Source organism: Methylobacterium sp. TK26, from assembly GCF_055361565.1.
Genome location: NZ_CM143965.1, coordinates 864,928 through 885,396, shown reverse-complemented (window position 1 = coordinate 885,396; position 20,469 = coordinate 864,928). Strand labels below are relative to the sequence as shown.

21 protein-coding genes are annotated in these 20,469 nt (G+C 71.1%); 9 read left to right on the top strand and 12 right to left on the bottom strand.

What is annotated here, in order from left to right; genetic code table 11:
- The first annotated feature begins 39 nt into the window (after positions 1–39).
- A complete protein-coding gene (locus tag ACXJ1Y_RS04365) occupies positions 40–915 on the top strand; it encodes an ATP-binding protein (protein ID WP_463848929.1) in 876 nt (291 codons plus the stop codon).
- A gap of 40 nt (positions 916–955) precedes the next feature.
- Here the strand turns inward: ACXJ1Y_RS04365 and ACXJ1Y_RS04360 are convergent, their stop codons facing one another.
- From ACXJ1Y_RS04360 to ACXJ1Y_RS04345, 4 genes are all read right to left on the bottom strand, one after another.
- Positions 956–3,103 carry a TonB-dependent receptor gene (locus ACXJ1Y_RS04360; protein ID WP_463848928.1) on the bottom strand — a complete coding sequence of 716 codons (2,148 nt, stop codon included), beginning with the start codon at positions 3,101–3,103 and terminating at the stop codon, positions 956–958.
- A gap of 609 nt (positions 3,104–3,712) precedes the next feature.
- Complete coding sequence (locus ACXJ1Y_RS04355; protein WP_463848927.1) at positions 3,713–4,168, bottom strand: hypothetical protein; 456 nt, start codon at positions 4,166–4,168, stop codon at positions 3,713–3,715.
- A 4-nt stretch (positions 4,169–4,172) separates the two neighbouring features.
- Positions 4,173–4,640, bottom strand: coding sequence for a dUTP diphosphatase (gene dut / locus ACXJ1Y_RS04350; protein WP_463848926.1), 468 nt, complete (start codon positions 4,638–4,640; stop codon positions 4,173–4,175).
- A gap of 4 nt (positions 4,641–4,644) precedes the next feature.
- Positions 4,645–5,526, bottom strand: coding sequence for an HpcH/HpaI aldolase/citrate lyase family protein (locus ACXJ1Y_RS04345; RefSeq protein ID WP_463848925.1), 882 nt, complete (start codon positions 5,524–5,526; stop codon positions 4,645–4,647).
- 82 nt (positions 5,527–5,608) lie between these two features.
- On the opposite strand from ACXJ1Y_RS04345, the gene ACXJ1Y_RS04340 reads away from it, so the two are divergent.
- Genes ACXJ1Y_RS04340 through ACXJ1Y_RS04330 form a run of 3 tightly spaced genes read left to right on the top strand, consistent with a single transcriptional unit; the run spans position 5,609 to position 7,585 of the window.
- Positions 5,609–6,376, top strand: coding sequence for a DUF429 domain-containing protein (locus tag ACXJ1Y_RS04340; RefSeq protein ID WP_463848924.1), 768 nt, complete (start codon positions 5,609–5,611; stop codon positions 6,374–6,376).
- The gene (locus tag ACXJ1Y_RS04335) at positions 6,373–6,876 is read left to right on the top strand and encodes an NUDIX hydrolase (RefSeq protein WP_463848923.1); all 504 of its coding nucleotides are present in this window, start codon (positions 6,373–6,375) and stop codon (positions 6,874–6,876) included. Before ACXJ1Y_RS04340 ends, ACXJ1Y_RS04335 begins: the two co-directional genes overlap by 4 nt.
- Positions 6,877–6,919: 43 nt before the next feature.
- On the top strand, positions 6,920–7,585 hold the full coding sequence (locus ACXJ1Y_RS04330; RefSeq protein WP_463848922.1) for a carbonic anhydrase: 666 nt from the start codon (positions 6,920–6,922) through the stop codon (positions 7,583–7,585).
- Positions 7,586–7,699: 114 nt separating this feature from the next.
- On the opposite strand, the gene ACXJ1Y_RS04325 is transcribed toward ACXJ1Y_RS04330, so the two are convergent.
- Positions 7,700–8,410 carry a DUF4142 domain-containing protein gene (locus ACXJ1Y_RS04325; protein ID WP_463848921.1) on the bottom strand — a complete coding sequence of 237 codons (711 nt, stop codon included), beginning with the start codon at positions 8,408–8,410 and terminating at the stop codon, positions 7,700–7,702.
- 204 nt (positions 8,411–8,614) lie between these two features.
- Here ACXJ1Y_RS04325 and ACXJ1Y_RS04320 point away from each other — a divergent pair, with 204 nt between their 5' ends.
- The 5 genes from ACXJ1Y_RS04320 (at position 8,615) to nudC (ending at position 12,704) form a co-directional block, all read left to right on the top strand.
- Positions 8,615–9,745 carry an acyltransferase family protein gene (locus ACXJ1Y_RS04320; RefSeq protein ID WP_463848920.1) on the top strand — a complete coding sequence of 377 codons (1,131 nt, stop codon included), beginning with the start codon at positions 8,615–8,617 and terminating at the stop codon, positions 9,743–9,745.
- A gap of 40 nt (positions 9,746–9,785) precedes the next feature.
- A complete protein-coding gene (locus tag ACXJ1Y_RS04315) occupies positions 9,786–10,649 on the top strand; it encodes a universal stress protein (RefSeq protein ID WP_463850030.1) in 864 nt (287 codons plus the stop codon).
- 64 nt (positions 10,650–10,713) lie between these two features.
- Complete coding sequence (locus ACXJ1Y_RS04310; RefSeq protein ID WP_463848919.1) at positions 10,714–11,313, top strand: hypothetical protein; 600 nt, start codon at positions 10,714–10,716, stop codon at positions 11,311–11,313.
- Positions 11,314–11,376: 63 nt separating this feature from the next.
- Entirely contained in the window at positions 11,377–11,796 is a 420-nt protein-coding gene (locus ACXJ1Y_RS04305) for an HIT domain-containing protein (protein ID WP_463848918.1), read from the top strand.
- Between the two features lie 5 nt (positions 11,797–11,801).
- The gene (gene nudC, locus ACXJ1Y_RS04300) at positions 11,802–12,704 is read left to right on the top strand and encodes an NAD(+) diphosphatase (protein WP_463848917.1); all 903 of its coding nucleotides are present in this window, start codon (positions 11,802–11,804) and stop codon (positions 12,702–12,704) included.
- Between the two features lie 6 nt (positions 12,705–12,710).
- Here nudC and ACXJ1Y_RS04295 read toward each other — a convergent pair whose 3' ends face one another.
- From ACXJ1Y_RS04295 to ACXJ1Y_RS04265, 7 genes are all read right to left on the bottom strand, one after another.
- Complete coding sequence (locus ACXJ1Y_RS04295) at positions 12,711–14,030, bottom strand: sugar MFS transporter (protein ID WP_463848916.1); 1,320 nt, start codon at positions 14,028–14,030, stop codon at positions 12,711–12,713.
- A 1-nt stretch (position 14,031) separates the two neighbouring features.
- Positions 14,032–14,367, bottom strand: coding sequence for a DUF1467 family protein (locus tag ACXJ1Y_RS04290; protein WP_463848915.1), 336 nt, complete (start codon positions 14,365–14,367; stop codon positions 14,032–14,034).
- On the bottom strand, positions 14,364–14,768 hold the full coding sequence (mce, locus tag ACXJ1Y_RS04285) for a methylmalonyl-CoA epimerase (RefSeq protein ID WP_463848914.1): 405 nt from the start codon (positions 14,766–14,768) through the stop codon (positions 14,364–14,366). The genes ACXJ1Y_RS04290 and mce overlap by 4 nt, the downstream gene beginning before the upstream one ends.
- Positions 14,769–14,972: 204 nt before the next feature.
- Positions 14,973–16,646: a ribonuclease J gene (locus tag ACXJ1Y_RS04280; RefSeq protein WP_463848913.1), complete on the bottom strand. Its 1,674-nt coding sequence runs from the start codon at positions 16,644–16,646 to the stop codon at positions 14,973–14,975.
- Positions 16,647–16,662: 16 nt separating this feature from the next.
- Entirely contained in the window at positions 16,663–17,466 is an 804-nt protein-coding gene (locus ACXJ1Y_RS04275; protein ID WP_463848912.1) for a biotin--[acetyl-CoA-carboxylase] ligase, read from the bottom strand.
- Between the two features lie 2 nt (positions 17,467–17,468).
- On the bottom strand, positions 17,469–18,914 hold the full coding sequence (gene nuoN / locus ACXJ1Y_RS04270) for an NADH-quinone oxidoreductase subunit NuoN (RefSeq protein WP_463848911.1): 1,446 nt from the start codon (positions 18,912–18,914) through the stop codon (positions 17,469–17,471).
- Positions 18,915–18,924: 10 nt separating this feature from the next.
- Complete coding sequence (locus tag ACXJ1Y_RS04265; RefSeq protein WP_463848910.1) at positions 18,925–20,445, bottom strand: NADH-quinone oxidoreductase subunit M; 1,521 nt, start codon at positions 20,443–20,445, stop codon at positions 18,925–18,927.
- Positions 20,446–20,469: the final 24 nt, after the last annotated feature.

The following is a 20,469-nucleotide window of genomic DNA, read 5'->3' as shown; positions in this document are numbered from 1 at the left end:
TTATGGAGGCGGGACCTCCGCACGATCCCGACCGACGCCATGACAAGCCCCACCCCCCTCGACGCCCTGATGCCCCTTTTGGAGCGCATCGCCACCGCCCTGGAGCGCGCGGCGCCCCCTGCCCCGCCGGCCTTCGATCCCGATGCGGCGGATGCCTTCCTGTGGGGGCCGGAGCGGCGGCTGGTGCCGGTGCCGCAGGTGGCGCATGTCGACATGGCGCTGCTCACCGGCATCGACCGGGCGCGGGAGATTCTGGTCGAGAACACCGAGCGCTTCGCCCGTGGCCTGCCGGCCAACAACGCCCTCCTCTGGGGCGCGCGGGGCATGGGCAAGTCCTCCCTGGTGAAGGCGGCCCATGCCGACATCAACGCCCGCCGCCCGGCCGGCGCCCGGCCGATGAAGCTCGTGGAGATCCACCGCGAGGACATCGAGGCCCTGCCGGACCTGATGGCCCTGCTCCGGCCCGACCCGCACCGCTGGCTGGTCTATTGCGACGACCTGTCGTTCGATGCCGACGACACGTCGTACAAGTCCCTGAAGACGGCCCTCGATGGCGGCATCGAGGGCCGCCCGGCCAACGTGCTGTTCTACGCCACGTCGAACCGCCGCCACCTGCTGGCGCGGGACATGGTGGAGAACGAGCGCTCGACGGCGATCAACCCCGGCGAGGCGGTGGAGGAGAAGGTCTCCCTCTCCGACCGGTTCGGTCTCTGGCTCGGCTTCCACAAGTGCAGCCAGGACGAGTACCTCGCGATGATCGACGCCTACGTCGCCCGCTACGGCCTGGAGGTCGCCCCCGAGCGCCTGCGCGCCGAGGCGCTGGAATGGGCCACCACCCGGGGCCACCGCTCCGGCCGCACGGCCTTCCAGTACATCCAGGATCTGGCGGGGCGCCTCGGCCGGGCGCTGGAGTGACGGGGGTTCGCGCAGCGGACCCCTCGGGGGCCTCGACGTCTCAATAATCCAGCGACGCCGAGAGCCAGAGCGTGCGCGGCGCACCGAGGATCAGGGCGCCGTTCGGGTTGGCGATCCAGTGGCGGCTGGCGGTGGCGTTCGTCACCGTCGCCCGGAGCGTGACCGGCTTGTCCTGCACCCGCGTCGTGTAGCGCAGTCCGAGATCCACACTCGTCCAGTCGGGGATCTTCGAGAAGGCCAGCTTCGTGAAGGACGTGCCGGCATAGGATGAGCCCGTGTAGACGACGGTGGCGAGGGCGGTGAGGCCGCGCAGGAACGGCGTGTCCCATTCGAAGCCGGTGGTGGCCTGGAACCGGGGCGCCCCGGTCGCGGGGTTGCCGTCGTAGCGGCCGCCCCGCGTCCGCTCCCAGCGGGCGTCGAGGAGCGTCGCCCCCGCGATGACCCGCAACTCCGGCACCACCTCGCCGAAGACCGTCGCCTCGAAGCCCCGGTTCCGCTGGACGCCGCCCACGCCGTAGATGTTGCCGACCGGATCGACGTTGCCCGCCGGGTTCGAGATCTGGAAGGCCGCCAGCGTCGCGCCGAAGGTCCTGAAGTCGAGCTTCGAGCCGACCTCGTATTGCCGTGACCGGGCCGGGGCGAAGGTCTGCCCGGCATTCACCGCCGAGCCCGGCGCCCGCAGGGCGGTGAGGCCCTGGACGGTGTTGGCGTAGAGCGAGAGGGTCTCGGCCGGCCGCAGGACGAGGCCGAGGGCGGGGGTCGTCGCGGACCTGTCGTAGGCGCTGCTCACGAGGCCGGTGATCGGCGCGTAGTTGCCGGTGTCGATCTCCTGCCGCCGCAGCCCGACCAGCACCTCCACCAGCCCATCGGCGAATGTCATCGTGTCGGCGACGCCGTAGCTCGTCATCTGGTTGTAGCTGGACCGTCCGCGCGGGTAGGTGCCGGCGCGCAGGGGCAGTCCCGGCGAGGCGAGGCGGACCGGCGCGTAGAGGTTCGAGAGGTAGTTCGCATAGGTGGCTTGGCCGAGGGTCAGGTCCTGGTCGAGGTGCGTGGCCGTGAAGGAGACCTCGTGCCGGATCCCGCCCATGGCGAAGCGCCCCCGCACCCCCGCCTCGCCTGAGAGCGTCGAGGTCGTGCCGGTCTGGAACACGGAGTTCACCCGCGTGGTGCCTCGTGTGTCGAGGAGGGTGAAGGCGGGGTTCTCCTGCTTGTCGTAGGCGAAGCGGTTGGCGCCCAGCGCCCCGAACACGGTGATGTCCGGGGTGAGGTCGTACTCGGCCCGGCCGAGGACCGTGAGGCTGTCGGCGCGGGAGAAGTCGAAGGCCTGCGACATGTTCCGGCGCGGATCGGGGGCGCGGGGGATGCGCAGGCCCGGCACCGGGTTCCCACCGCGAGTCTGGCTGTCGTAGGCGTCGTGCTGATAGATCACGTCGGCGAAGAGGCGCAGCCGGTCGCCGTCGTAGTCGAGGCCGAGGGACCCGACGCCGTTGCGTTGGCCGGTCCGGTCGATGGGCGTGTCGCCGCCGAACCCGCCGCCGTTGATGCGCACGCCCACCTGCTTCCCGTCGCCGTAGCGCCGGGCTACGTCGACCTGCCCCCCGCCGGCGCCGGGCGAGGCGTAATCGACCGTCACCCGGTTCAAGGGCGTGTCCCCTGCCCGCTTGGTGACGACGTTCACCGTGCCCGCGACGCTGCCGTTGATCGACGCGCCGAACAGGAAGGCGGCCGGGCCCTTCAGCACCTCGATCCGTTCGAGGGGCACCGGGTTGATCCGGTAATCCGGCACGAGGCCGTAGAGGCCGTTCAGCGCGAACTCACGGTTGTCCACCCGGAAACCCCGGATCGTCAGCGCGTCGTAGCGGTTGCCGCTGCCGATGGCGGCCCGCACCGAGGGGTCTGTCCGTGTCAGGAACTCGCCGACGCTCACCGCCTGCGTGTCGCGGATCGCCTTGTCGGTGTAGCCCGTCGCGCTGAACGGCGTCTCCATGATGTCCCGGTTGCCGAGGAGGCCGAGCCGGCTGCCCCGCGCGACCTGCCCGCCCGCGAAGGCCGGCGGAAGGCCCCCCGCCTCTCCCGTCCTGGCGCCCCGCGCCTCTACCGACAGCGTGTCGAGGGTGACGGCGTTCTCGTCCGGCGCCCGCTGCGGCGCAGCCTCGACGGGGACGACAGTGACGAGCGGCACCGTCATGAACAAGGCAATGGCAGATTTGCGTGTTGTTGTTCGCGTGAGGCGCCGATGATCAATCTCGAAGTGATCTATTGAGTCTTCGCCACTCGAGTTATTGTCGGTCTTCATCGGCTCAACCTGCGACGTTATGTCCCTGGAAAGCCGCCGGTTAGCATGGGAGATACGATGCTGAAACCAGAATGTTTCAGAATTAATATACGAATACTTCTAAATAGGGGACCGGCTTGGCAAGCCGGCTCATTGTCCTAGGATCATCGGGCGGTCGAGCCGAGCCTCCAGACAACGCGTTGGCCCAGGAATCCTGTCGCGGCGCCTTGATCAGGACAAAATGCCTGCATCAGGTTGGCTTTCGGTCCACCGATAGGAATATGTTTTTGTTCCTGGGCGCGTGAACGGCCGTCCATGCCGTGGGGATCGGATGTCGGGGCTCGCTCATGCGCCGGGGTTTCGTGCGGGAGGGTGAAAGGCGCCCCCCGGCGACGAGTCGGACACCGATTGGCTGAGCCCGTGGCCCCTCCTCGGGGCTTGGCATGGCCGCTTCGCCGAGGGGGCCTCCGCCTCGTATGGGGCGCAGGTGGGCGCGGCGGGCAGTGACCACGACGTGACCAGTTACTCCCAGCGCGGCGCCTCGCTCCCGACCTCCGCGCCGGGCGGGAACCAAGTCGGCGGCATCACCGCCACCGATCGCCCCGGCCGGGCGGGATACGTCAACGGCGACATCAACCCGTCTTTCACCAGCACCTCGTCGGCCGCGCCCGAGGTGACGGCGGTGGTCGCCTGGACCTCCATGAAACCCGTGGCGCAGACCTTCCACAACGAGGTCCACCTCTCGGCGACGGCCGCCGGACAGGCCGTGCCGGCCAATGCCGCCGGGACGCGCTTCTCCTTCGCCGTGACCGGGTCGGAGATCGTCGAGAACGCCGACCTGACCCTCAACGTCGCCACCGCCAATCTCGACCATCTCAAGGTGGTGCTCACCAGCGCCTCGGGCACGCAGTCCATCGTGCTCGACACGTCGTTCACGCCGCGGGGCGAATACGTCGTGAACCACGCCTCGGGGGTCACTGCCCTAGCGCCCGCTCGATCCGAAGCCGCCCACGCCACGGCCGGAGCCCGGCCCGTCCTCCCCGTCGATGAGGGTCAGGTCCGGCCGGGCGATGCGGGTGAAGACGAGCTGGGCGATGCGCTCGCCCGGCTCGATCCGCACCGCCTCGCCGGCGCGGTTCCAGGCGGAGATCATCAGCGGCCCCTCGTAGTCGGCGTCGATCACCCCCGTGCCGTTGCCGAGGATCAGCCCGTCGCGGTGGCCCCGGCCGGAGCGGGGGAGCACGAGGCCGCACCACGCGGGGTCGCGGATCAGCACGGTAAAGCCCGCCGGGATCAGCGCGGCGGGGGCGCCGGGGTCGAGGGTGAGCGGCGCGTCGAGGCAGGCGTGCAGGTCGAGGCCGGCGGCGCTGGCCGAACCCCATCGCGGAAAGCCCCAGCCGGAGAGCCTGTCGTCGAGGAGGCGGATCCCGACGGAGGGCAGATCCCCCATCGGCTCAGGCGCCGAGCCGGTCGATGGCCTCGGCCATGGCGATGAGCCGCCGCGCCGCCTCGACATGCAGCCGCTCGACCATCCGGCCCTCGATGGCGACGACGCCGAGCCCGTGGTTCTCCGGCGCGTCGAACACGGTGGCGATGCGGCGGGCCAGGGCCAATTCCTCCGGATCGGGGGCGAAGGCGGCGTTGGCCGGGCCGATCTGGTTCGGGTGGATCAGCATCTTGCCGTCGAAGCCCAGTTCCCGGCCCTGGCGGCACTCGGCCGCGAAGCCGGCCTCGTCCTTGAAGTGCGTGTAGACGCCGTCGATCGCCTCGATCTCGTAGGCGCGGGCGGCGGCGAGCACCTGCATCAGCCACGGCACCAGGGCGGCGCGGCCCGGCGGCGGGATGCGCCCGGCCTTCAGGAGGTCGTTCGGGCCCACCACCAGCGCCGAGAGCCGCGCATCCACGTCGCGGGCGGCGCTGGCGATCTCGGCGGCGTTCACCACCGCCATCGGCGTCTCGATCATCGCCCAGACGCGGGTCGAGGCCGGCGCCCCGAGCCGGCGCAGGCGCGAGCCGACCGCGATCAACGCGTCGGAGGTCTTCACCTTGGGCACCAGCACCGCGTCGGGCGCGGCGGCGGCGAGCGCGGCGAGGTCGGCCTCGCCGTCCTCCGTCTCGGGCGGGTTGATCCGCACCACCACCTCGCGGGCGCCGAAGCCCCGGGCGGCGACCGCCGCCGCCACCGATTCGCGCGCCGCCGCCTTCGCGGCGGGGGCGGTGCCGTCCTCCAGGTCGATCAGGACGACGTCGGCGGGGAGGGAACGGGCCTTCTCCAGGGCCCGTGCGTTGGCGCCGGGCATGGCGAGGACGCTGCGGCGCGGACGGATCTCGCTCATGATGGATCTCCCCCGACGGACGGCCCCGTCCAGTCGGGCGCATAGCGGGCGCGTCCGCTTCGGGCAAGGAGGGGGTACCGGAATGGCGCGGTGGATCGCGGGTCTCGACGGATGCCGGGGGGCCTGGGCGGGGGCGCTGATGGATTGCGACGATCCGGAGCGCTTCCGCTGCGGGCTGTTCGAATCGGTCGCGGCGCTCCTCGATGGGCCGGAGGCGCCCCGCATCGCCGGGATCGACGTGCCCATCGGCCTACCGGAGCGCGTCCTCGGCGGCGGGCGGGGCGCCGACCGCGCGGCCCGCGCCCGCCTCGGGCCGGCCCGCGCCTCGGTCTTCCCGATGCCGCCGCGCGCGGCGGTCTATGCGCCGGATTACGAGACCGCCAAGGCCCTGTCGCGGGCGGGAAGCGAGCCGCCCTTCGCCCCCTCGATCCAGGGCTGGAACATCGTTCGCTATGTCCGCGAGGTGGATACGCTCCTGCGCGAACGACCGGACCTGCGGGAGCGGCTGCACGAGGTCCACCCGGAGGTGGCCTTCCACGCCCTCAACGGCCTGCGCCCCCTCGGCCTGCCGAAGAAGGGGCCGCGCCGGCACGAGGGCCTCGCGCTCCGCCGCAGGCTCCTCGCGGAGGCCGGCCTGCCGGAGGCGCTGATCGCGGCGCGTCCGCCGGGGGTGCCCGCCGACGACCATCTCGATGCCCTCGCCGGCCTCGTTACCGCCCGCGACATCCTCCTCGGCCGGGCGCAGCCCCTCCCCGATCCGCCGGAGCGCGATGCGTTCGGCCTGCCGGTGGTCATCTGGGCGCCGGCTCCGGTGACGGGGGCAAGCGTCGCCCTAGATCGTCCCGCATGAGCCTGCCCATCCGCCACATCGCCCGCGCCATCGTCCTCGATCCCGCCGATCGGGTGCTGCTGATCGAGTACGTCTCCGTCCATGCCAAGGGGCCGGACGGGGGGCCGCTGCATTTCTGGTTCATGCCCGGCGGCGGGCTGGAGCCGGGGGAGGACCACGTCACCGCCTGCGCCCGCGAACTCGGCGAGGAGATCGGCCGGGCCGACGCCACGATCGGGCCGCAGGTCGCCTCCTGCGACGGGCCGTTCCACCTGTTCAAGCAGTCCCGCGACGCCCGGGAGCGCTACTTCGTCGTCCGCCTGCCCGATGACCGGGTCGACACGAGCCGGCTGGCCGAGACCGAGGACAATCCCCTGGTCGGCACCCGCTGGTGGACACTCGCCGAACTCGAGGCCACCGATCAGCGGATCGAGCCGGCGGGCCTTGCGGGTGTCGTCGCGCACCTGGTGTCCGGGATGACTCCGTCGGTTTCGCGCGTTCTGAACTGGCACAACCGCTGATTTCGCAGCCGCAGCAAATTAACCCATGAGAAAAGGAGAGCCCATGTTTCCCCACGCCCTCACCGAAGGCTACCGCTCGTTCCTGTCGGGTCGCTTCCCGGAGGAGCGCCGCCGTTTCAAGGAGCTGGCCACGAGCCAGGCCCCCGAGGTTCTGGTGATCAGCTGCTGCGACAGCCGCGTCGCGCCGGAGGCGGTGTTCGACGCCGGGCCGGGCGAATTGTTCGTCATCCGCAACGTGGCCAACATCGTGCCGGTCTACGAGACCGGCGGCGATTACCACGGCACCTCGGCGGCCATCGAGTTCGCGGTGGTGGGGCTGAAGGTGAAGCACATCGTGGTGCTGGGCCACGCCACCTGCGGTGGCATCAAGGCCTACGCCACGAAGGCGGAGCCGCTGTCGAAGGGCAACTTCATCGGCAAGTGGACCTCCCTCGTCGCCCCGGCCGAGGCCAAGGCCGGCGATTCGAGCGCGCCCGACTACCTCACCCGCCTGGAGCACGCGATGGTGAGCCAGAGCATCGAGAACCTGCTGACCTTCCCCTTCGTGAAGGAGCAGGTGGATGCCGGCGAGCTGACCCTCCACGGGGCGCATTTCGGCATCGCCAACGGCGTGCTGCTGGTGCGCGACCCGGAGACCGGCGATTTCGGCCCGGCGACCGACGGGACGGGCCGGGCGCTGCGCCCCTCCGACACGATCGCCTGCAACTGAGAGTACGAGAAAGGGCGGCGGCTTCGGCCGCTCCCCCGTTTTTGTGTCGTGATGCAAAAAAGGGCGGTGGGTCTTTCGACCCACCGCCCTCTCTCGTTCAGCCCTGGGGCTGGATTACATGGCGCCCGGCATCCGCTGCAGCATACCGTAATGCTCCTGCAGCGACGGCAGGACCTGCTGGGCGTAGGTGCGCAGCGCCGGGTTCGGGCCGTTCTGCGCGTAGGCCTGGGTCATGCCGATCGCCATCTGGTGCGACTGGACCTGCTGGCTGACGTAGAGACGGTCGAAGCGCGGGCCGGCCGGGGTGGCCGAAAGCTCGGCGAGCATCGCCTGCTGCTGCTGGTTCGGAGGGACCATGGTGCCGGCGCCGGTGTTCTCCACCATCGCGCCGCCGCCGAGGCGGCTGCCGGCCGCCGCGCCCTGCGCCGCGCCGTTGCCCACGCCCTGGAGGCCGCCGACCGGGCCGCCCGAGAGGGTGCCGCCCACGGCGCCCGTCGCGGCGCCGAGGCCCGCGCCGACCGCACCACCGGCCACGGCGAGCGGAGCGCCGATCAGGCCACCGATCGGGCCGCCATCGGCCATCGCGCCCATGGAGCCGGTCGCGCCGCCCGACAGGGCCACGTTGGCGGCCCGGTGGTCACGGAGCGCATCCTTGGCGTAGGTACGGATCCGCGCGTTGCGGGTCTTCTGCAGGGCGATCTGCGCCGACTGCACCTCGAAGGCGTTCGACTGCATCGCGTCCATGCGGAAGTCGTTCATCTGGGCGAAGGCGGGGGTGGCCAGGGCCAGGACCATCGCGGAGGCGACAACGGTATTCTTCAGCATAGGAGAACCTCGTAGCAAGAGAAGACTGACGCACGGCGACGCCACCCGCGCCGGATCCTCACGGATCCAACGGCACTTGGCGGCCCATCGTGCGCCGATTCAATGGGTCAACCGAGACTTTCGGGGATTGTTCCAGATGTCGTTGCCTGGAATCGGGGCAGTGAACACGCGCCGCGCGGGCTTTCCGTGGGAAAGACTGCTCTGATGCTGGTCTTCATCCAAATCCTGCGCGCTGTCGCGGCGACGATGGTGGTCTGGCATCATGCCCGGCACGAGGCCGGGCTCTTGGCCGCGCGGGGCGCCGGGGCGGCCCTGGCGCCGGGGACGCTGCTGCCCTGGTGGGCCGGCGTCGACCTGTTCTTCGTGATCTCCGGCCTCGTCATCGTGCTGGCGAGCCGGTCCCTCGCCGGGGCACCGGGGGGGCGGGGGCGCTTCCTCGCCCACCGGATCGCGCGGGTGGTGCCGCTCTACTGGCTCACCACCGCGCTCTACCTCGCCCTGGCACTCGCGGCGCCGGGGCTGCTCGGTGAGGCGGGGGCGCTCGGGCGCGATCCGGCCTTCGTCGCCGCCTCCTTCCTGTTCTGGCCGATGGCCCGGCCGGACGGGAGCCTCCAGCCCCTCTACGGGCTCGGCTGGACGCTCAATTACGAGATGGCCTTCTACGCCCTCTTCGCCCTCGGGCTCGGCTTCGGCCTGCGGGGGGCGGTGGCGTGGCTCGGCGGGGTTCTCGTCGCCCTGGTGGCCCTGGGCACCCTCGTCTCGCCGCCCCCGCCGCTGGCGTTCTGGGCGGACCCGATCGTCCTCGAATTCGCCCTCGGGGCGGGGCTCGGCCTCGCCCGCCTCGCGGGCCTGCGCCTGCCCTCCGGCGCGAGGATCGCGCTGGCGCTCCTCGGGCTCGCCGGGATGCTCGGCGCGGCGTGGCATCTCGGCGGCGAGGGCGAGGTGCCGGGCTTCGCGCGGCCCCTCCTCGTCGGGCTGCCGGCGGGGCTCCTCGTGGCGGCGGCCGCCTTCGGGCCCGGCCTCGGCCGGGGCGGGATCGCCGCCCTGCCGGCCCCCTTGCGCGCCCTCGCCGTCCTCGGGGACGCCTCCTACGCGCTCTACCTCACCCACCCCTTCGCCCTGCGCGCAGGGCGGGAGGCGCTGCTGCGGCTCGGCCTCGCCCCCGCCCTGCATCCCTGGGTCGCCATGGCCGCGATGACCGGCCTCGCCCTCCTCGCGGCCCTGGCGGTGCACCGCCTCGTGGAGCGTCCCTTGACCCGGAGCTTGCGCGGGTTCCTCGAAAACCGTGTGGGGCCGTCGCGCCGCCCGGTTTTCTTAGGCCGAGAGGATCGCTAGCCTCCGCCCGATCCGAGACGTCAGCCCCGAGGACGGCATGATGAAGACCCTGCTCGTACCTGTGGCGATGCACGACGCCCTGCCCTCCGTGTTCGAGACGACGCGGCTCGCCGCCGCGCGCTTCGGCAGCCTGATCGAGGGCGTCTCCCTGCGCCCCGCGCTGGCCGAATACGTTCCCGTCGACATGGTCGGCGGCATGACGTGGCTGCGCGACGAGGAGGCCGACATCGCGGAGGCGGAGGAGGCGGGCTCGCGCTTCGTCGCCGCGATGGATGCGGCCGGCATCCCCCGCCACCCGCGCGACGGCCAGTGCAACCCCGCCAAGGTGATGGAGGCCGGGCCGCGCTACCGGTGGCGCCAGGACGTGCCGACCGGCGACGCCTTCCTCGGGCAATATGCCCGCCTGTTCTCGGCCACCGTGGTCGGGCGGCCGGGGACCGGCGACAACGCCCCGCGCATGACCACCTTCGAGACCGCCCTGTTCGAGAGCGGCCGTCCGATCCTGCTGGCGCCCCCCGCCCCGCCCGCGAGCCTCGGCGAGGCGGTGCTGATCGCCTGGAACGGCTCCACCGAGACCGCCCGCGCGGTGGCCTTCGCCATGCCCTTCCTGCGCCGGGCGGCGCGGGTGCTGGTGCTGAGCGTCGAGGGCGGCATGGTGCCGGGCCCGAGCGCGCAGGACCTCGCCCAGGCGCTGGCCTGCGAGGGCGTCGAGGCCACCCACCGCGCCCTGCCCACCGGCCGGCGCACCCCCGGCGAGACCTTCCTGGCCGAGGCCAAGGAGTTCGGCTGCGACCTGCTCATCAAGGGCGCCTACACCCAGAGCCGCCTGCGCCAGATGATCTTCGGAGGTGTCACGAGTCACGTCCTCGCCCAGGCCGATATGCCAGTGTTGATGGCCCATTGACGGGAACCCCCGACCCACGGCCACGTTCGGCCTGGGCCTTGTCTGTTTCGGCCGGAGGTATGCCTTGGTCCGCACCCTGACCGCCCTTGCGGTGCTGCTCGCCGCCGCGCCCGCCCTCGCGCAGCCGGGCAAGCCCGACCCCTCGACCCACAGCTTCCGCGGCACGGTCGAGGCCCGCCACGGCGACGACCTGACGCTCGTGCGGTCGGGCGGCAGCACCGTGACGGTGCGGATGGACGCCAAGACCCAGGTCTACACCGCGACCGATGCCCGCCTGCGCGACATCAAGCCGGAGAGCTACATCACCGTCACCGCAGCGCCCGATTCGGCGAAGGCGACGGGGGTGACGATCTATTCCCCCTCCGAGCGTGGCTTCGCCGCCGGCAGCCGCCCCTGGGATTCGCAGCCCGGCGCCACCCTCACCGGAGGGTGGATCGCCGACCTGAGCGGCACGGGCACGCGGCAAGTCACCCTCACCCACGGCGACGGGCGCAGCGACTTCACGATTCCCCCCGACACGCGGGTGACGCAGGTCGCCCCGGGGGAGAAGGCCCTGCTCGTGCCCGGCGCCGCCGTCACGGTGCTCACCCAGGCGGGCCCGGACGGGGCGCACGATGCCGGCACGGTCATCGTCGGACGCGCCGGGGCCGTGCCCACCCTGTGAACCGGCGACGGCGCGGGGACGCACGCGCCTGTTCGGCCCCGACGGCCGCGCTATAGAGACGGGATGACCGCGCCCGATTTCGTCCCCGATCCGCGTCTTTCGGCCGACACCGTGCATCTCGGCGACCTCGCCCTGTCGCGGGTGCTGCTGATGGACGATGCCCGCTTCCCCTGGTTGATCCTCGTGCCGAGGCGCGAGGGGGTGAGCGAGATCACCGACCTCGACGAGGCCGACGCGCAGGCGCTCTGGCAGGAGATCCGCCTCGCCACCGGGGTGATGCGCGACCTCGCCAAGCCGGACAAGATCAACGTCGCGGCGCTCGGCAACGTCGTCGCGCAGCTCCATGTGCATGTGGTCGGGCGCTTCCGCTCCGATCCGGCCTGGCCCGGCCCCGTCTGGGGCTTCGGCACCCGCACCCCCTACCCGCTCCATGCCCGCGCCCAGCTCGCCGAGCGGGCCGGCGCCCTGTTCGCGGCGGCCTGACCCCGATGCACGATCCGATCTCGACCCTGGGCTTCGTCCACAACCGCCTGGACCGGCACTCCGCCGAGCAGCCGGAGGAGGCGGTGCCGCCCCTCGACGCGCCGGACACCCGCCTGCTCATCCTCGGCGGCGACCGCTTCCTCCTGCGCGAGGGCACGGCGATCCATGTCGCCACCACCGCCCTGCTGCACGCGGTGGAGCGCATCGAGACGGTGTTCCTCGGCCGCTGGGACGGGTTCCCGGTCTTCGCCGCCTCGATCCCGACCGACGAACTGCCGACCCTGGAAGGCAGCGAGAACCGCAGCCTCGATTTGCGCAGCATCGCCACGGACGGCGTCGTCGCGCCGGAGGAACTCGGCCTCCTCGCGGTGGCGAAGTCGATGCTCGACTGGCACGGGCGACACCGCTTCTGCGCCAATTGCGGCGCGCCGACCTTCACGGCGGCGGGGGGCTTCCGGCGGGAGTGCCGGGCCTGCAACGCCCACCATTTCCCCCGGGTCGATCCGGTGGTGATCATGCTGGTGCGCCGGGGCGAGACCTGCCTCCTCGGGCGGGGCCCGCATTTCCGGCCGCACATGTTCTCCTGCCTCGCGGGCTTCCTCGAACCCGGCGAGACCATCGAGGATGCCGTGCGCCGAGAGGTCTACGAGGAGACCAGGATCCGCGTCGGGGCGGTCTCCTACCGGACCTCGCAGCCCTGGCCCTTCCCCTCCTCGCTGATGCTCGGCTGCGTCGCCGAGGCGCTGGACGGGGAGATCGTCACCGATCCGGCCGAGATCGAGGATGCCCGCTGGTTCGACCGGGAGGCGGTGTCCGCGATGCTCGCGGGCACCCATCCCGACGGCATCCTCTCGCCGCCGCCCATGGCCATCGCACACTTCCTGATGCGGCAGTTCGTGGAGGGCTGAGCCCTCTCACACCGCCGCATCGGCCGGCTCCGGGTCCGCCAGCGACCGCAGGGCGGCGAGCCCGTAGGCGGCGACGCAGGCGTAGCAGAGGATGGGCGCCGCCAGGGCCACCTGCAGGCCGAAGCGGTCGGCGAGCGCCCCGGTGATGACCGGCACCACCGCCCCGCCGACGATGGCGACGCAGACGATGCCCGCCCCCTGCGCCGTGCGGGGGCCGAGCCCCTCGATCGCCATGGCGAAGATCGTCGGGAACATGATCGAGTTGGCGAGCCCCACCGCCAGCAGGCTCCAGCCGGAGACCGTCCCGCCGGTCAGCGCGGAGAGGGTCGCGAGGCCCCCCGCCGCCAGGGCGCAGACGGCCAGCGCCGCCCCGCCCTTCACCCGCCGCAGCACGAGGCTGCCGACGATCCGCCCCGCCAGCGCCCCGCCCCAGTAGAAGCTGAGGAGATGGCCGGCGGTCTCGGGGCTCGCGGCCAGGACCTGCTTCTGTTCGAGGTAGCTCACCATCAGCGTGCCGATGGCGACCTCCGCGCCGACATAGAGGAAGATCGCCAGCGCCCCGAAGGCGAGGCGCGGCCGGGCCAGGAGATCGAGCCCGACCCCCCTGCCCCCGGCCGACCCCCCCTCCTCCGGCAGCCAGCGCCGCAGGGTCCAGAACACGCCGGCCAGTAGGGCGAGCCCGCCCGCGATGACGAGGAACGGCATCTGCAGCACGGCGGCTTCGGCCTGCCGCGCGGCCGCCATCGCCGCGGGCGACAGGGTGGCGGGATCGGCCGGCGCCGGCCCGCGCGACAGGATCGCCCAGGCGCCGATGGCCGGGCCGACCGTGGTGCCGAGGGAATTGAAGGTCTGCGCCAGGGTCAGGCGGCTCGGCGCGCTCTCCGGCGCCCCGAGGCCCGTCACCAGCGGGTTGGCGGCGACCTGCAGCACGGCGATGCCGGAGGCCATCACGAAGAGCGCCGCCAGGAAAAGGGGATAGACGCCGATCCTCGCGGCCGGCGTGAACAGCAGGCCCCCCGCCGCCATCACCAGAAGCCCCAGCACGAGGCCCCGGATGTAGCCGATCCGCGCCACCAAAGCCCCGGCGGGCAGGGAGATGACCGCGTAGGCCAGGAAGAAGCAGAACTGGGTGAGCGTCGCCTCGGCGTAGCTGAGGGCGAACAGCGCCTTGAGCTTGGGGGTGATGATGTCGACGAAGACCGTCACCAGCCCCCAGGTGAAGAACAGGGCCAGCATGAAGGGGAACAGCCACCCGGCCTTCGCCCCCGCCGGCCCGTCCCCGGCCCGCGCGGCGCCGTCGGCCGGATTGCCCCCGAGAGCGACCATCTTACAGCCCGGCGAGGGGGAAGATCGCCAGGGCGCCGAGGAAGACGAATCCCGTGAGAAGCGTCGTCCAGATCGCCTTCTCCCGCAGGCGCGGCGCGGCGGGCGCGCCGAGATCCTGGCCCGGCACGATGTGCTCCGGCCGTGTCTCCGCATGGTTGCGGATCGGCAGGATGGCGAAGAGCAGGGTCCACCAGATGACGAAGTAGAGGGCGATCCCGCCCCCCACCGTCAGCTTGAACAGCCCCACCCCGACCGCGACGAAACACGCGACGAGGAGGGCGACCGCCGCGAGGGTCGCGGGCGTGGACCGCCCGAACACCCGCATCAGCCCGCTCATACCTGCTCCAGCTCCACGAGGGTGCCGAGGAAGTCCTTGGGGTGCAGGAACAGGACCGGCTTGCCGTGGGCGCCGATCTTCGGCTCGCCGGTGCCGAGCACCCGCGCGCCCTGCGCCTTCAGCTTGTCGCGGGCGGCGATGATGTCGTCGACCTCGTAGCAGACGTGGTGGACGCCGCCGTTCGGGTTGCGCTCCACGAAGGCCTCGATGGGCGAGCCCTCGCCGAGCGGCGCCATGAGCTCGACCTTGCTGTTCGGCAACTCCACGAAGACGACGGTGACGCCGTGCTCCGGCTGCGGCAGCGCCTCGGACACCGTGGCGCCCAGCGTGTCGCGGTAGGTCGCGGTGGCGGCGTCGAGGTCGCGCACCGCGATGGCCACATGGTTGAGCCGGCCGATCATTCTCTTCTCTCCCTCTCTCGGACCTTCAGCGGGCCCTGTCTCCCACCTTTTGCCCTCGTCCCGAGGTGCTGCGGAGCAGCCTCGAAGGAGACCTCCAGCCGGCCACGCGGACCCTGGAGCCCTCCTTCGCGGCCCGCCGGGGCGGGCACCTCAGGATGAGGGAGGCGGATGGGGAAGCCTTGCCCGCCTTTCGCGAACCGTAGCTTACACCTCCACCACCTGCACGTGGCAGGCCGGCTTCTTGCCCCACACCTCGTTGACCGCCTGCCGCACGGCGCGGTCGACGCTCTTCTCGACGCCCTCGGAATCCTTGAGCTTGCCCCGCGACAGGCTGCCGAGGGTCTGCGAGACGGCATCGACCACCGTGTCGATCAGCGCCTCGCCGCCCCGGCCCCGGTTCGGCAGGCCGATGATGTCCACCGCTGGCTCGCCCAGCACCACGCCGTCGTCGTCGATGGCGATGGCCACCGAGACGAGGCCCGCCTGCATTAGCTTGCGCCGCTCGGGGATCGCCCGGTCCTTGTCGTCGATCAGGACGTGGCCGTCCTTGTAGAGGCGCCCGGCGCGCACGTGCTCCACCACCTCCGGCTTGCCGGGGGCGAGGCGGACCATCGCGCCGTTGCGGGCCTTCACCACATGGCCGACGCCCTGGGCGCGGGCGAAGCGGGCATGCTCGTCGAGGTGCAGCGCCTCGCCGTGGACGGGGATCGCCGTCTGCGGACGGGTCCACTTGTACATCTCGACCATCTCGTCCCGGCGCGGGTGGCCGGAGACGTGGACCAGGGCGGTGCGGTCGGTGATGACCTCGACGCCCTGCTCGATCAGGTCGTTGATGATGGCGCCGACATCCCGCTCGTTGCCGGGGATGGCGCGCGAGGAGAAGATCACCCGGTCGCCCTCGGCCAAGCTGATGTCCGGGTGGTCGCGGCGGGAGACGCGGGACATGGCCGCGCGGGGCTCGCCCTGCGAGCCGGTGAGCAGCGCCACGACCTTGTCGCGGGGGATGCTCTTCCACGAATCCGCCCGGCGGAACTCCGGCAGGCCGTCGAGGTAGCCGCATTCGCGGGCGACATCGATCACCCGGTCCATGGCCCGGCCGACCGCGATCACCTCGCGCCCGCAGGCCTGGGCCGCCTCGGCCACCGCGCGGATGCGGGCGACGTTCGAGGCGAAGGTCGTCACCGCCACCCGGTGGGGCGCGTCGGCGATGATCGTCTTCAGGGTCGCGGCGACCTCGGTCTCGCTCGGCGAGAAGCCCTCGCGGACCACGTTGGTCGAATCGCAGATCAGGGCGAGGATGCCCTCGTCGCCGAGCGCCGTGAAGGCCTCCGGCGAGGTGACGTTGCCCGCCACCGGGGTCGGGTCGAGCTTCCAGTCGCCGGTATGGACCACGAGGCCCGCCGCCGTGCGGATCGCCACCGCGTTCGATTCGGGGATCGAGTGCGCCACCGGCACGAATTCGAGCTCGAACGGGCCGACGTTCAGCCGCTTGCCCGGCTTGACCTCACGCAGCTCGACCTTCGGCGCGCCCGGCTCCGAGAGGCGGCGCGTCTCGAGCAGGTTCTTGGCGAAGCGCGTCGCGTAGACCGGCACGCGCAGCTTCGTCCACAATTCCGAGATCGCGCCGATATGGTCCTCGTGCGCGTGCGTGATGAAGATGCCGAGAAGGTCCTTCCGGCGCTCCTCGATATAGGTGAGGTCCGGGAACATGAGGTCGATGCCGGGCATCGCCTCCTCGCCCGCGAAACCCATTCCGCAATCGATCATGATCCATTTGCGGCTCTTCGGCGGCCCGAAGCCGTAGAGAGCCGCATTCATCCCGATCTCGCCCACGCCGCCGAGCGGCAGGAAGACGAGCTCCTCCTGTCCCATTGCCATCTGTCGTCGTCCAAACTCAGGCCGCCGTCGCGGCCGTTCCAAAGTGCACCTCCCCGGCAGTCACGACATGCCGGGCATCGTCGGGGCCGAGGATCACGAGCCGCCCCCCCTCGTCGATCGTGTCGAACCGGCCCCGCAGGACCCGTTCCCCGCTGGCCACCGCGATCTCGCTTCCGAGACCGGCGGCCCGCGCGAGCCAGCGCTCGCGGATGCGGGTGAATGCCTTGCCTCCGGCCCAGGCGCGCGCGTGCGCGGCCATCTCGTCGGAGAGATGTTCCAGTAACGCTTCCGGCCCGCCGACGTAACCCGCCGCCGCAAGGCTTGTCGCGGGCAGGTTCGCCGGCGCGGCGGCGACGTTGACGCCGAAACCGATCACCACCGCCCGCCGGCCGCCGGGCAGCACCTCCGCTTCCAGCAGGAGCCCCGCGAGCTTGCCGGACCCGAGCAGCAGATCGTTCGGCCATTTCAGGCGAACAGATCGGGTCGGATCGCGCCGATCCCAGCCCGGCAGGGTGCCGCAGGTGGCCTCGACGGCGTCGGCCAGCGCCACCCCGGCCACGAAGCCGAGTTCGGCGAGATGGTCCGGCGCCACGCCGGAGACCGGCCAGAGCACGCTCGCCGTGAGGTTGCCCGGCAGCGAGGACCACGCGTTGCCCCGCCGGCCGCGCCCCGCCTCCTGCCGGTGCGCGACGACCCAGAGGGGCCCGGGCTCGCCGGCCCGGGCCCGCTCCAGGGCTTCCGTGTTGGTGGAACCGAGGCGGTCATGGACATGGAGCCTGTGCCCCGCCGCCCGTGCCGCCTGACCGAGTCGGTAGGCCAATCCTAGAAGAGCGACTTGGCCGCGTTCGCCGCAGCGGCCCGGAGGGGATCCGGCATCACGACGAACAGGATCACCACGACGCTCGACAGGGCGAGCACCACCCGCAGGCCCGGCGCCATGGGCTCGTAGCGCTCCTTCGGCTCGTCGAAGTACATGATCTTCACGATGCGCAGGTAGTAATAGGCGCCGACCACGCTGGTCACGACGCCGATCACCGCCAGCGTCACGAGGCCCGCCTTGATGGCCGCCGCGAACACGTAGAACTTCGCGAAGAAGCCGGCGAGCGGCGGGATGCCGGCGAGCGAGAACATCATCGCCGCGAGGCAGAAGGCGATCCACGGGTGGGTCCGCGACAGGCCCGACAGGTCCTCGATGGACTCGAACATCACGTCCCGGCGGCGCAGGCTGAGGACGATCGCGAAGGTGCCGAGCGTCATCGCGAGATAGATGATCATGTAGAGGACGAGGCCCTCGATCCCCTCCTGCGAGCCCGAGGCGAGGCCGATCAGCGCGTAGCCGATATTGGCGATGGACGAGTAGGCCATCAGGCGCTTGATCGAGCGCTGGCCGATGGCGGCGAAGGAGCCCAGCGCCATCGAGACGATGGAGACGAACACGAAGATCTGCTGCCAGACCGCCGTGACGTCCGGCAGGGCGCCGATGAACACCCGCACCGTCATCGACACCGCCGCCATCTTCGGCGCGGCGGCGAAGAAGGCCGTCACGGGCGTCGGCGAGCCCTCGTATACGTCGGGCGTCCACATGTGGAACGGCACCGCCGACATCTTGAAGCAGACGCCCGCCGCCACGAACACGATGCCGAGCACGATGCCCGCACCCGCCTGATCGTTCAGGGCCGAGACGATGCCGGGGAACGAGACCGTGCCGGTGAAGCCGTAGATCAGCGAGGCGCCGTAGAGCAGCATGCCGGAGGAGAGCGCGCCGAGCACGAAGTACTTCAGGCCGGCTTCCGTGGAGCGCACGTCGTCCCGGTGGAAGGCGGCGATGACGTAGGCGGCGAGCGACTGAAGCTCCAGGCCGAGATAGAGGGCGATCAGGTCGTTGGCCGAGACCATCACCATCATGCCGATGGTGCAGAGCACGATCAGCACCGGGAACTCGAACCGGTCGATCTTCTCGCGCTTGAAGAAGTCGTGCGACAGGACGATCGCCGCCGCCGAGCCGAGCAGCACCAGGGACTTCATCACCTTCGAGAAGGCGTCCGACACGAAGGCGCCGGAGAGGGTCGTCACCCGGCCGTGGGCCGGCTGCGAGATCACGACGAAGAGGGCGAAGAGCAGCAGCACGAGGGCGCCGACGCTCACGGTCTCGGCGGAGCGCTCACCCCGCCACGCGCCGTAGAGGATCAGCACCAGGACCCCGATGCCGAGGATCAGCTCGGGCAGGAGCGGTGCGAGCGACGGGAGGGCGGCGTGGACGGGCGGCATCGGGACGGCCTCAGCGCGGGACCGGCAGCGCAGCCGCCGCGGTCTGGGTGTTGGCGAGCGCGGCCTTCATGCCCGTCATCAGCGCCTCGGTGGAGGGCGCGAACACGTCGAGCACGGGCGCGGGATGCACGCCGTAATAGATGGTCAGGACGACGAGGGGGGCGATGATCAGCTTCTCGCGCAGGTCGAGGTCGAGGATGCCCTGCAGGTTCGGCTTCTCCAGCTTCCCGTAGATCACCCGGGCGTAGAGCCACAGGGCGTAGCCCGCCGAGAGGATGATGCCGAAGGTCGAGAAGAAGGCGACCATCGGGTTCGCCTTGAAGGCGCCCATCATCGACAGGAACTCGCCCACGAAGCCCGAGGTGCCCGGCAGGCCGACATTGGCCATGGTGAACACCATCATCGCCGCCGCGTAGAGGGGCATCCGCTTCACGAGGCCGCCATAGGCCGCGATCTCGCGGGTGTGCATCCGGTCGTAGACCACGCCGACGCAGAGGAAGAGCGCGCCGGACACGATGCCGTGGGAGATCATCAGGAACAGGGCGCCCTGGATGCCCTGCTCGTTCAGGGTGAACAGGCCGAGCGTCACGAAGCCCATATGCGCCACCGACGAGTAGGCGATGAGCTTCTTGATGTCGGTCTGCATCATCGCGGTGAGCGACGTGAAGATGATCGCGATCACCGAGAGGGCGAAGACCAGCGGCGCGAAGTCCTGGCTCGCCACCGGCAGCATCGGCAGGGAGATCCGGATGAAGCCGTAGCCGCCCATCTTGAGCAGGATGCCGGCCAGGATCACCGAGCCCGCCGTCGGCGCCTCGACGTGCGCGTCGGGGAGCCAGGTATGGACCGGCCACATCGGCATCTTCACCGCGAACGAGGCGAAGAAGGCCAGCCACAGCCACCATTGCATCTCCGCCGGGAAGCGGTACTGCAGCAGGGTCGGGATGTCGGTGGTGCCGGCCTCCCAGTACATCGCCATCACGGCGAGCAGCATCAGCACCGAGCCGAGCAGGGTATAGAGGAAGAACTTGAAGCTCGCGTAGATCCGGCGCTTCCCGCCCCAGATGCCGATGATGAGGAACATCGGGATCAGGCCGGCTTCGAAGAACAGGTAGAACAGCACGAGGTCGAGCGCCTGGAACACGCCGATCATCGTCGTCTCGAGGACCAGGAGCGCGACGTAGTATTCCTTCACGCGGGTCGAGATCGAGTTCCACGAGGCGCCGACGCAGAACGGCATCAGGAACGTCGTCAGCAGCACGAGCGGCATGGAGAAGCCGTCGACGCCGAGCTTGAAGCGGATGCCCTGGGCCAGCCACGCATGGCTCTCCACGAGCTGGAAGCTCGACGAGGTGGCATCGTAGCGCGACCACGCCACCAGGGAGAGGGCGAAGGTGACGATCGTGGTCGCCAGGGCGGCCCAGCGGCTGTTACGCGCGACCGCCGCCTCATCGCCGTTCAGCGTGAGGATGAAGGCCGCCCCGCACAGGGGCACGATCAGCAGACCGGAGAGGATGCCGAGGCCGAGCATTTACTTCGTATTCCCCTCTGCCTG